Annotated in this window: 10 protein-coding genes and 1 pseudogene; all 11 read left to right on the forward strand. The window is 61.9% G+C overall.

The genetic code is table 11. The features are described 5' to 3' along the window. Positions 1–330: 330 nt before the first annotated feature. Positions 331–1728: a polynucleotide adenylyltransferase PcnB gene (locus NA637_RS13640; protein WP_256072910.1), complete on the forward strand. Its 1398-nt coding sequence runs from the start codon at positions 331–333 to the stop codon at positions 1726–1728. Between the two features lies 1 nt (position 1729). After that, the gene (gene folK, locus NA637_RS13645; RefSeq protein WP_256072912.1) at positions 1730–2224 is read left to right on the forward strand and encodes a 2-amino-4-hydroxy-6-hydroxymethyldihydropteridine diphosphokinase; all 495 of its coding nucleotides are present in this window, start codon (positions 1730–1732) and stop codon (positions 2222–2224) included. A gap of 161 nt (positions 2225–2385) precedes the next feature. After that, positions 2386–3186: a 3-methyl-2-oxobutanoate hydroxymethyltransferase gene (gene panB, locus NA637_RS13650; protein ID WP_256072914.1), complete on the forward strand. Its 801-nt coding sequence runs from the start codon at positions 2386–2388 to the stop codon at positions 3184–3186. Continuing rightward, a complete protein-coding gene (gene panC, locus NA637_RS13655) occupies positions 3183–4049 on the forward strand; it encodes a pantoate--beta-alanine ligase (RefSeq protein WP_256072916.1) in 867 nt (288 codons plus the stop codon). The genes panB and panC overlap by 4 nt, the downstream gene beginning before the upstream one ends. Positions 4050–4148: 99 nt before the next feature. After that, entirely contained in the window at positions 4149–4529 is a 381-nt protein-coding gene (panD, locus tag NA637_RS13660; RefSeq protein ID WP_256072928.1) for an aspartate 1-decarboxylase, read from the forward strand. 329 nt (positions 4530–4858) lie between these two features. Further along, positions 4859–6523, forward strand: coding sequence for a glucose-6-phosphate isomerase (gene pgi, locus NA637_RS13665; RefSeq protein ID WP_256072930.1), 1665 nt, complete (start codon positions 4859–4861; stop codon positions 6521–6523). 158 nt (positions 6524–6681) lie between these two features. Further along, on the forward strand, positions 6682–7557 hold the full coding sequence (locus NA637_RS13670; RefSeq protein WP_256072941.1) for an oxygenase MpaB family protein: 876 nt from the start codon (positions 6682–6684) through the stop codon (positions 7555–7557). Positions 7558–7810: 253 nt separating this feature from the next. Further along, the gene (locus tag NA637_RS13675) at positions 7811–8827 is read left to right on the forward strand and encodes a class I SAM-dependent rRNA methyltransferase (RefSeq protein ID WP_256072942.1); all 1017 of its coding nucleotides are present in this window, start codon (positions 7811–7813) and stop codon (positions 8825–8827) included. Between the two features lie 84 nt (positions 8828–8911). Then, positions 8912–11864 (forward strand): annotated as a pseudogene (locus NA637_RS13680) (DUF748 domain-containing protein). 23 nt (positions 11865–11887) lie between these two features. Continuing rightward, entirely contained in the window at positions 11888–12169 is a 282-nt protein-coding gene (locus NA637_RS13685; protein WP_101152978.1) for a DUF2845 domain-containing protein, read from the forward strand. Between the two features lie 13 nt (positions 12170–12182). Next, positions 12183–12488 (forward strand): DUF2845 domain-containing protein, encoded by a 306-nt coding sequence (locus NA637_RS13690; protein ID WP_256072943.1) that lies wholly within the window; start codon positions 12183–12185, stop codon positions 12486–12488. Positions 12489–12492: the final 4 nt, after the last annotated feature.

Raw genomic sequence — 12492 nt, forward strand, 5'->3', positions numbered from 1 at the left:
CCCACAAAAACAACACGCCCGAAATACTAATAACAACAAAGCACGCGACATCATTTAAAGGGGGAGCTTCGGCTCCCCCTAGTGCTTTCTGGCCCCAGGGTCTGTTCCCGTTTCATACGCGGCCGCGCCGGAGCCTGTTTTTTCGCGAGGCAAGGCACGAGCCGTGAAGTCTGGTGGGCCAAACGAGCGGCGAGTAAACGGGAACAGACCCTAGCAACTTTTGACACCTCTCCGCGCTTCGTTCACCATCCCTGTTTCCGGTGCTAGAATCCACGCCTGTTTCGTGGCTATTCACGTCGCCACCTTGTCATTTCGCCACACAGTGCTCTCATGCTGAAAAAGCTGTTCCAGTCTTTTCGTCTTCCCCTGCGCCGGTTTCCGCATCCACGTCGCACCCCCGAAATACTGTCCAGCCGGCAGCATTCGCTGCACCGCAACGATCTCAGCCGGCACGCCGTCAGTGTCGTCGAGCGGCTCCAGCATGCCGGCTACGAGGCGTATGTCGTGGGCGGATGCGTCCGCGACCTGCTGCTCGATCTGCAGCCAAAGGACTACGACGTGGCTACCAGTGCCACGCCCGAGCAAGTGCGCGCCGAGTTTCGTAGTGCACGCGTCATCGGCCGTCGCTTCAAGCTGGTTCACGTGCACTTCGGCCGCGAGATCATCGAGGTCGCCACCTTCCGCGCCAATCATCCCGAAGAAGACGATGATGAACCCAACCACCTGGCTTCGCGCAACGACAGCGGGCGGATTCTGCGTGACAATATTTATGGCACGCTAGAGGACGATGCGCAGCGCCGCGATTTCACCATTAACGCTCTGTACTACGATCCTTCCAGCGAGCGGATCCTCGACCACACCCACGGTGTTCACGACATCCGCAACAGGCTGATCCGCCTGATTGGCGACCCGGAGCAGCGTTACCAGGAAGATCCGGTACGCATGCTGAGAGCGGTCCGCTTCGCCGCCAAGCTGGACTTCGAGATCGAAAAGCATAGCGCCGAACCGATTGCCGACCTGGCCGACCTGTTGAACGACGTGCCGTCTGCGCGCCTGTTCGATGAGATCATCAAGCTGTTCCTTAGCGGCAAAGCCGAACGCACCTTCGATTTGCTGCTTGAGTACGACCTGTTCGCACCGCTGTTTCCGGCCAGCGCCGATGCGCTGGAAGACAACCCTGAGTATGCCGGTACGCTGATCCGCAACGCCCTGGCCAATACCGACCTGCGCATCGCCCAAGGCAAGCCCGTCACCCCGGCATTCCTGTTTGCGGCCCTGCTCTGGCCGGCCTTGCCGGCGCGCGTCACCGAGGCTCAGGCGCGCGGCCTGCCGCCAATCCCGGCGATGCAGGAAGCCGCGCATGACCTCATTTGGGAACAGTGCCAGCGCACGGCCATTCCCAAGCGTTTCACCCTGCCCATGCGCGAGATCTGGGACATGCAGGAGCGCTTGCCACGCCGTCAAGGACGTCGTGCAGACCAGCTACTGGAGAACCCACGTTTTCGCGCCGGCTACGATTTTCTGCTGTTGCGAGAGAGCGCCGGCGAGCAAACCGATGGCCTTGGCGAATGGTGGACCGACTACCAGGAAGCCAGCGACAGTGAGCGCCGTACCATGATTCGTGGCCTCAGCAGCAAAGACGAGGGGAACGGTGCGCCGCGCAAACGTCGCCGAAGTAACCGTCGCAAGCGCGGCCCGAACGAAAGCGCACCGGCATCAGCGGACTGAGATGGAACGTGTGTACATCGGCCTCGGCAGCAATCTGGCCGAGCCGCGTCAGCAGCTGCGCGGCGCCCTGGACGCTTTGACACGCATTCCCGACTCGCAATTGGCAGCCGTCTCCTCGCTCTATCTCAGCGACCCGCTCGGCCCTGCTGACCAGCCCCGATACAACAATGCCGTGGCGGCGCTGGATACTTCGCTGTCACCGCTTGCTCTGCTTGACGCGCTGCAAGCGATCGAGCTCGCTCAAGGGCGCGAGCGCAAAGCCGAGCGCTGGGGCCCGCGCACACTGGATCTCGATATTCTGCTGTTCGGTAATCAGCTGATCAGCGAGCCCCGCCTGACGGTTCCGCATTACCACCTGCACGCACGGGCCTTTGCACTCTACCCGCTGGCCGAGGTTGCCCCCGCCGAACTCAAGCTCGCCGATGGCCGCACGCTTGCTGAGCTGCTCGCTGCCTGCCCATTTGAAGGCCTCGAGCGGCTCGGCGACCTGCTGTAACCACTGGGTAACAGATGTAACCTGCGGGTAACACTCGCGATTGACTTAGCTCGCCGCCATCAGGACTATAAGCGCCCTCTGCCGGCACGCATCGAAACGGGGCAACCCTGACGCTGCGCCTGCAACCGTGATCCCCGAGAGGCTTTAGGAGGACGGCTTTCATGCCAGACGTAACCCTGACCACCCTGCAAGGCCTCAAGCACAAAGGCGAGAAGATCGTCATGCTGACCTGCTATGACGCCACCTTCGCCAAGACAGCCTGCGAGGCGGGTGTCGAGATGCTGCTGATCGGCGACTCCCTGGGCATGGTCCTGCAAGGTCACGACAGCACGCTGCCGGTTTCGGTTGATGACATGGCGTACCACACGGCCTGCGTCAAACGCGGCAACCGCGGCGCCATGATCGTCGCTGATCTGCCGTTCATGGCCAACGCGACCGTCGAGCAGACGCTGAACACCTCATCGACCTTGATGAAGGCCGGCGCCCACATGATCAAGGTCGAGGGCGCGGCCTGGCTGGCCGAGTCCATTCGCCTGCTGGCCCAGCGTGGAATCCCGGTTTGCGCACACATGGGCCTCACCCCGCAGGCGGTCAACATCTTTGGGGGGTACAAGGTGCAGGGGCGCGAGGAAGCGCAGGCGCAACAGATGATTGCCGACGCCAAGGCGCTTGAGGATGCTGGCGCGGCCATGCTGCTGCTCGAATGTGTCCCGAGCGAGCTGGCTGCGAGGATCACACGGGCGGTTACGGTTCCGGTCATCGGTATCGGTGCGGGCAGCGACACGGACGGCCAGGTACTGGTTCTGCACGACATGCTCGGTCTCTCGCTGACCGGCCGAGCGCCAAGGTTCGTCAAGAACTTCATGCGTGAGCATGGCGATATACCGACGGCCATTGCCGCTTACGTCCAGGCAGTCAAGTCCGTTGAGTTTCCTGCAGCCGAACATGGGTTCTCCGCATGAACGTGGTGAAAACCGTTGCCGATCTGCGCGCCGCGGTGGCCCGCGCGCGGGGCGAAGGCAAGCGCATCGGCTTCGTGCCGACCATGGGCAACCTGCATGCCGGCCATCTCGCGCTGGTCAAGAAGGCCGGCCAGCGTGCCGACTTCGTGGTTGCCAGCATCTTCGTCAATCCGCTGCAGTTCAGCCCCAACGAAGACCTCGCCAGCTATCCACGTACGCTTGCGGCCGACCAGGACAAGCTGTTCGAGGCCGGCTGCCACCTGCTGTTCGCCCCCAGCGTCGAGGAGATGTACCCGCACGGCCAGGCGCTGCAGACCATCGTTCGGGTACCGGGCGTGTCCGAGGGGCTCTGTGGCGGCAGCCGTCCAGGGCACTTCGACGGCGTTGCGACCGTGGTGAGCAAGCTGTTTAACATGGTGCTGCCGGACCTTGCAGTGTTCGGCCAGAAGGATTTCCAGCAACTGGCGGTTATCCGCACCATGGTCCGCGACCTGAACATGCCCGTGCAGATCATTGGCGAACCCATCGTGCGGGCTGACGATGGCCTCGCACTGTCTTCGCGCAACGGTTACCTCAGCGCCGACGAGCGCGCAACCGCTCCCGTACTTCACCATACGCTGCAACAGCTGGCGGCCGCCCTGCGCAACGGAGAACGTGACTACCCCGCCCTGCTCGCATCCGCTCATCAGGCACTGCAGGCTGCCGGCTTGCGGCCCGACTACCTGGAGATCCGCAACGCCGCGGACCTGCAACCGGTCAAGCCAGACAGCCAGGAAGTCGTAATCCTCGCCGCAGCGTTCCTGGGCAAGACTCGGTTGCTGGATAACCTGCTGGTCGAGATCGCTCCGCCAGTGGACTGCTAACGGCCGATCATCGGCATAACCCAGCTCGGCCCTCGGTCTTGAACCGGCCTGAGGGTTCGGGCACACTCTGCGCCGCTTGCGCCCCCGGAGGACCCCGCCATGCACGCCATCATGCTCAAGGCCAAACTGCACCGCGCCCAGGTGACCCATTCGGTGCTGGATTACGAAGGCTCCTGCGCCATCGACGGTGACTGGCTGGACCTCGCCGGCATCCGCGAATATGAGCAGATCCAGATCTATAACGTCGACAACGGCGAGCGCTTCACGACCTATGCCATCCGCGGCGAAGAAGGCTCGAAGATCATTTCCGTCAACGGCGCCGCCGCACACAAGGCTGGCGTTGGTCATCGGGTGATTATCTGTGCCTATGCCCACTACAGCGAAGCCGAACTGGCCAGCTTCAAACCACACGTTCTGTATATGGGCGCTGATGGGGATCTCAGTCACACCAGCAACGCGATTCCAGTTCAGATCGCCTGATTCACCATCGGCTGTTCGGAAGCCCGCATCGCCAAGCGTGACGCGGGCTTTTTATGCAAAGGGTTTCCCCTGGCGGCGGAAATCTGCAATGGTCGCCTTGTCCTGGCCGCTATCGGTATCCTGTGCGCAACGCTTCGGAACGCCGCGCGTTTTTGCCAGTCAGACCAGTCTCGACGGTGCAGGATGCGTCGCCTCCGTAGCGGTCCAGCCGCAGCGGAACGCGCCTGTCAGATCCAGGTCGAAGCCAGCGTGCCAGCATGATCGAATGACTGTCCGAACGAATCGCAGAGCCGCAGACAGTCCGCCAAAGCAAAGGAAGCCGCACAACCATGAGTTACTACCAGCACCCCCTCGATGCCACCGGCCTGCCATCCTGGAAGGCCTTGGAAGACCACCGCCTGACCATGCAGAACTTCAGCATGCGCGAAGCGTTCAAAGCCGACCCGACACGCTTCGAGGACTTGTCGGTTTCGTGCTGCGGCCTGTTTCTCGATTACTCGAAAAACCTGATCACACCCGAAACCCGCACGCTGCTGGTGAACCTGGCCCGCGAGGCCGGCGTCGAGCAGGCCGCCCACGCGATGTTCGAAGGCGAGCGGATCAACGCCTCGGAGAATCGTCCGGTTTTGCACACCGCCCTGCGCCGGCCGATGGGCGAATCGGTGATGGTCGACGGCAAGAACATCATGCGCGACGTGCACACCGCTTTGGCGCAGATGACCGATATCGTCACTCGCATCCACAATAACCTCTGGCGCGGCTTCAGCGACAAGACCATCACCGACGTGGTCAACATCGGTATCGGCGGCTCGTTCCTTGGCCCGCAACTGGTGTCCGAAGCCCTGTTGCCGTTCAGCCAGCACGGCGTGCGCACGCACTATCTGGCCAATATCGACGGCAGCGAGTTCCGCGAAGTGACCGCCAAGCTGAACGTCGAGACCACGCTGTTCATCATTTCCAGCAAGACCTTCGGCACCCTCGAAACGTTGAAGAACGCCCAGGCCGCGCGTAACTGGTACCTGGGCAAGGGCGGCACCGAAGAGAAGCTCTATCGCCACTTCATCGCGGTGACCAGCAACAAGCAGGCCGCGGTCGAATTCGGTATTCGCGAGAAGAACATCTTCCCGATGTGGGACTGGGTCGGCGGCCGCTATTCGCTGTGGTCGGCAATCGGCCTACCCATCGCCCTGGCCATCGGCATGTCCAACTTCAAGGACTTGCTCTCCGGCGCCTATAGCATGGATCAGCATTTCCTCAACGAGCCGTTCGAAAGCAACATGCCGGTGCTGCTGGCGATGCTGGGCGTCTGGTATCACAACTTCTGGGGTGCGCAGAGCTATGCCTTCCTGCCCTATGACCACTATCTGCGCAACTTCGTCAAACATCTGCAGCAGATGGATATGGAATCCAACGGCAAGAGCGTGCGCCAGGATGGCACGCCGGTCTCCTGCACCACCGGCCCGGTAATCTGGGGCGGCGTCGGCGCCAATGGCCAGCACGCTTACCACCAGTTGCTGCACCAGGGCACGCCGCTGATTCCGGCCGACTTCATCGTGCCGGTGGTCAGTCACAATCCGGTTGCCGATCACCATGAGTGGCTCTACGCCAACTGCCTGTCACAGAGCCAGGCGCTGATGCGCGGCAAGACGCGCGAAGAGGCCGAAGCCGAGCTGCGAGCAACGGGCATGAGCGAAGCCGAAGTCGAGCGGCTGGCGCCGCACAAGGTCATTCCGGGCAATCGACCGAGCAACACTCTGGTGGTGGAAACCATCAGCCCCGGCCGCCTCGGTGCGCTGATCGCGCTCTATGAGCACAAGGTGTTCGTCCAGGGTGTGATCTGGGGAATCAACTCCTTCGACCAGTGGGGCGTGGAGCTCGGCAAGGACCTGGGCAAGGCCGTCTACGGGCAGATGACCCGGTTCGATGCGCAGCCCGCCGAAGACGCCTCGACCCAAGGGTTGATCGATTTCTTCCGCGGCCGCCATCGCGGCTGATCGATGCGCAACAGCGGACAGCGCCTGACCGCTGTCCGCTGCTCCATCCTCAGCAGTCTCACAGACACGCCTTCGACGCCACGCTGATCGACTGGGCCTGGGTAACGCCTGGACATCAGGTAAGATTCGGCTTCCCAGCCCAGCCAGATGTTGCCCTTTTGGAACTGATCCGCCGTCATATCGAATCGCAGGTGCTCAGCCTCACCGGGCTGGCCATCGGCGGTGTCGATTACGAAAACCCGCCGGGTGACCCCGGCCTGTTCGGCCCGGATTCGGTCTGCTGGCGCGTGCACGGCGACTTTACCTCGATGCTAGTCGGCGGCATTTGCGCCCTGCTGCTGCAAGCCCTGCATCCGCTTGCGCTCGCCGGCGTCTGGGATCACTCGAATTTCCGCGAAGATCTGCTCGGCCGACTGCGTCGCACCGGCCAGTTCATCTCGGCGACCACCTTTGGTAGCCAGGCCGATGCGCAGCGGCTGATTGAACGGGTCCGGGCGATTCACCTGAAGGTGACCGGCCACGCGCCCGACGGCCGCCCGTACGCCGCGTACGACCCGGACCTGCTGACCTGGGTACATGTCGCCGAAGTCAGCAGCTTTCTCAAGGCGCACCTGCGCTACCTCAACCCGGCATTGCCAGGTCGGGAACAGGACCGCTACTACGCCGAGGTCGCACGTATTGCCGAAGCACTCGGCGCTCGCAAGGTACCGCGCTCACGGCAGCAGATAGAGGACTATTTCGCGGCGATCCGGCAACAACTGCGTTGTGACGAGCGCTCACGGGAAATCGTACGCATCCTGTTCGAAGCGCCCGCTCCGAGTCGTCTCGCCAAGCCGTTCGGCGCCTTGATGATGCGCGCCGGTGTCGACCTGTTGCCGGACTGGGCCAGCGATATGCTCGGTCTCAGCCAGTCCGACCGCGAACGGCAACTGATTCGGATAGCAGTAAGGCGAACCGCCCCGGTGCTGCGCTGGGCCGTACGCAGCGGCTCGGTGCATCGGGCACGACGCCGCATGGGCCTGCCCATACGCTAGCGTATGGGCAGCTTCCCTTCCGCACCTGGAGCCGCCTTCAGGCCTGTGCCAACATGAGCGTTCCGCGGGAGCCTGCATCTTCTTGAGGTTCAAGATCATGCAAGACGTCGTCAGCGTCGCCGCCGCTTGCACTGCTGTCGGCAACTTTCAGGGCGTCGCGCTGGCAATCGAACGCTGACCGACAGGCAGCCTGCCGGCCCATTACCGGCAATTTCCGATAAACTGCGCGGCCCTCTTTCCCGAGTCGCCGCGCATGCCCTCTCTCGAACAGGCGCTGCGTGCCGCCTGCCTCAATCGCGAAGCACTGCTCTCCGAACTGCACCACCGGGCCACCGACTGCTATCGGTTGTTCCATGGCAGTCAGGAGGGCTCGCCCGGGCTCACCGTCGACCGTTACGGCCCGCTGCTACTGGTACAGAGCTTCCATCAGCCGCTTGAACGTGACGCCCTGCTGACCCTGCATGAGCAGATATGCACCGAGCTCGACCGGCCCTTGGCACTCGTCTACAACGATCGCTCCGAAGGCAACTCGCGTATCGACCGCAGCGATCCGGTATACCGCGCAGCACCTTCGGCACTGGAAGACCTGATCGGTCACGAATGGGGGCTGAACTACCGCATCCGTGCACGCCATGGCGGCCAGGACCCGCTGCTGTTCCTGGACCTGCGCAATGTACGCGGCTGGGTCAAGGCCAACAGTGCCGGCAAGTCGGTGCTCAACCTCTTCGCCTATACCTGCGGGGTCGGTCTTTGCGCCGCTGCTGGCGGTGCTCGTGAGGTTTGCAATCTGGATTTCGCCGAAAGCAACCTCGCGGTCGGCCGCGAGAACGGCGCGCTGAATCCTGGGCTGGCCCCGATGCAGTTCATTCAGTCGGATTACTTTCCCGCGATCCGCCAGCTCGCCGACATGCCGATTCTGCAGCGACGCGGCCGTCCACTGCCTGACTACCCGCGCCTGTCACCGAAGCAGTTCGATCTGGTGTTGCTCGACCCGCCCGCCTGGTCGAAGAGCGCGTTCGGAACCGTCGACCTGCTGCGCGACTACCAGAGCCTGCTCAAACCCGCCCTACTCGCGACTGCCGAGAGCGGCGTTCTCATCTGCTGCAACAACCTGGCAAAGGTCGATCTCGACGACTGGCGAGATCAGGTCTTGCGCTGCGCAACCAAGGCTGGTCGGCCGGTTCAGGACTGCCAGGCACTGCCACCGGCCGCCGACTTCCCTTCAACGGACGGCAAGCCACCGCTCAAGGTGCTGATGCTCCAGTTGTGAGGCAACGCGCGCCCGCGCGCAGGAGGAACCGGCGTGCCCCCGCCATACTCCAACGCACTTCATCGCCTGGAAAAGGAGGTCCGCATGCCCAACGGAATGAAGCGCGCACTCATCGGCGTGATGACCGCCCTGATCCTTTATTGCCTGCTCGGTTTTCTGATCCTGCCCGGAGTGGCGGAGCGTGTCGTCAACCAACAGCTGGCGAAATACGCGACGGTACCGGCTCGCCTGGAGCGGATCGAGCTCAATCCGTTCACCTTGAACTTGAGACTCCACAACCTTGCACATGGGCGAGCCGGATGCCGAGCAACTGGCGTTCGAGCGGGTATTCGTTGACCTCGATTGGGACAGTCTGTGGAACCGCGCCCTGCACTTTTCGAATATCGAGCTCATCGGGCCGAACGCCGAAGTCCTGTTTGACATTGACGGCAAGCTGAACCTGGCCGAGCTGTTCGAGCTGCCCAGCAATGAAGATACGCCCGCAGAGGATGAAAAGCCCCTTGCCCTGCGCATCGATCGCCTGCAACTGGCCGGCGGACGGGTGCATTTCGCTGATCAGCGAACCCGGGAGCCGATCGACTTCCTGCTCGACTCGCTGGAGTTTGAGCTCCTTAACTTTGCGACCCGCTCGGACGACGCCGCTGATGCCGTCCTGGTTGCCAGAGGCCCGGACGGATCACGCATCAAATGGAAAGGTCAGCTCAACCTCTCCCCCGTCACGTCCACCGGCCAGCTTGAAATAGATGGGCTGGCACTGAAGACCTTCTGGCCCTATGTCCGCGACATGGCACCGCTCGCCCTTAACGAAGGGCAGCTGAGCCTGAAGACCGAGTACCAGCTCGACCTCAGCAAGGGCACTTCACTTCAATTGAGCGACGCGAGTGCTACGCTGGCATCGCTGAGTATCGATAGCCTCCAAGGCCAGCCATTACTCCGTTTGGAACAGGCAGAGATCGCCCACGCTTCGTTGGACTTGCCGAAACGACAACTCACCCTTGGCCAGCTGCGCAGCCAGGCACTGGAGAGCTGGCTGATTCGTGAGCCTGACGGCCAACTCAATTGGCAGCGCTTGCTTGCCAGCAAGCCAGCACCGCAACCGCAACCGCAGCCAACCGACACAGAGGAGCGACCGGCGCAGGACGAGCCTAAGCCAACGCAGGAAGGTGATACATCTGATCAGCCTTGGCGGATCGTTCTACGTGACGCTGAACTGCGTAACTATCAGCTGCACCTGGCTGACAAGGTTCCTGAGCCAAACGTCGAACTGGAACTCGGGCCCCTCGATCTGGACGTGCGCAACTTCGACAGCCGCGGCACAGCTCCGATGGAGCTCAAGCTGACCACCGAGGTCGGTAAACAAGGTTCGCTACTTGCCGAAGGCCAGCTGACATTGACCCCCATGCAGGGGAGCTTCGACGTCACGCTGGCAGGCATCGACTTGCGCTTGGCGCAGCCCTATTTGTCGCCGTTCGTTCACCTGGAGTTACGCAGCGGACTGCTGGCGAGCCAGCTTGCGGTCGAGCTGACGGGCGTCGAGCCGCTGGCCTTTCATATGGGCGGTTCCGCCGAGATCACCCAGCTTCATACGCTCGACACCATTCAGGACCGTGACTTGGTGAAATGGCAGTCGTTGCAGGCCAGCGGTCTGGGCTATAGCTATCCGAACGCGCTGCAGATCGAAAAGATCGACCTTAACCAGCCCTATGCTCGCTTCATTATCAACCCGGACCTGACGACCAACATCAACGACCTGTTGGTAGACAAGCCCTCAGCTTCGCCCAACCAAGAGGCTCCACCCTCCGAAGCACCCGCCTCCCCAGACGAGCCAGACGTGCCCTTCGCGTTGCGGATTGGCGGTATTCAGATAGCTGACGGCTCAGCCAACTTCTCCGACCTCAGTCTGCGCCCGCCCTTCATCACGGCCATCGAGGATCTCGGTGGGAGCATCGGCACCCTCGATAACCGTCAGCACAACGCTGCCAGCGTTGATATAGAGGGCAAGGTTGATCGTTACGCACCCGTGAGCATCGAGGGCAGCCTGACGCCTTTCGAGCCGCTCCAGAGCCTCGACATCACCACCCGCTTCAGGCAGGTCGAACTGACCACGCTCTCGCCCTATTCCGCCAAGTTCGCGGGCTATCGCATTCGCAAGGGACGGCTCAACCTGGATTTGCATTACCGTATCCAACAAGGGCAGCTGAACGCTGAAAACGAAGTGGTGCTGGAAGAGCTGCAGCTGGGCGAAAAAGTCGACAGCGAGCAGGCCGTAGATCTGCCGGTGCGCCTTGCGGTGGCGCTATTGAAAGACAGTAGCGGCACCATTGCGCTCAAGATTCCCGTGCAGGGAGATCTGAAGAATCCGCAGTTCGACGTGGTGCCCATCATCTGGCAGACGTTACGCAATCTGATAGTACGGGCAGCCAGGTCACCCTTCAAATTCCTTGGAGGGCTGGTCGGTCGCGAACAGGCGGATCTTAGCCAGATTCTTTTCCTGCCCGGTAGCAGCGAACTGGACAGCAGCGCGCGCAGTAAGCTCGAGGCGCTGGCCAGCGCACTCAAGGAGCGCCCCGCACTCCGCCTGGAGGTCGAAGGCATGAGTGCTCCGGCAGTGGACGGCGCACTGCTCGCCGAACAGTGGCTGGAGCGTGAATATCAGCAGACCTGGTATAAAGTTTTGCAGCGACGCGGTGATACCGTTCCCGCCGATCCGTCCATGCTCGAAATCGCTGAAGAAGAAAAGACTGCCATGCTGGAAGGAATCTATCGCAGTCGCCTGCAGAGACAACCTCCCGCCGAGTGGCAAAGTCTCGACGTCGAAACCCGCGCGCGACAGCTTCGGCAAGCAATTCTAAGCAGTCGTGAAACCAGCACGGCACTGCTGCGCCGCCTGAGCCGTGCACGGGCCGCCAGCATCAGGGATTACCTGGTGGACAACGCAGGGCTGACAGCAGACCGGGTGTACCTGCTCGATACCGGCATCACCCAGACTGTCCAGGACGGTGGAGTCCCAACGGTTCTGCATCTGGAGGCGGAATGAAAACAATCGGGCGTCATTGGAAGATGGTCTTCCTGTTCGCGGCCAGCTTGGCGAGTTCGATAGCCGGCGCCGACACCCTCCGCTGTGGAAGCAACCTGATCAACACCGGCGACCGCACCTTTGAAGTCGAGCGTAAATGTGGCCAGCCTGTTCAGCGTGATCTGGTGGGCTACACACTGGGCCCAAACCAACGCCGGGAAATGATGCGCGAGGAATGGGTATACGGCCCCGACAATGGCGTATTCAACATCCTCACATTCGAGGGAAACCGACTGGTACGGATCGAAACCAGCCGAGCGAATTGATCAGGCAGTCACCATGCAAAAAAGTGCCGTACTGGCTGCGCTTACCATCACGTTCTATGCGCTACATGCGCAGGCCTCCTCGACCTTTCGTTGCGGACGCAACCTCGTCAGCCTGCGAGCCTCGACAGCCGAAGTACAAGCCAAGTGCGGTGAGCCCAGCAGTCGTGCACTGACCGGGTACAAGGAGCTGATCGACGAATACGGTTTTCGTCAGGAGGTGCAGATTGAAGAGTGGACCTATGGCCCCACTAATGGCATGTACCATTTTTTGCGCTTCGAGGGTAACCGCCTCAGCAATATCGATAGCGAACGAGGCTGACCGG

Origin of the sequence: Stutzerimonas stutzeri (genome assembly GCF_024448935.1) — a bacterium.
Lineage (GTDB): Bacteria > Pseudomonadota > Gammaproteobacteria > Pseudomonadales > Pseudomonadaceae > Stutzerimonas > Stutzerimonas stutzeri_AO.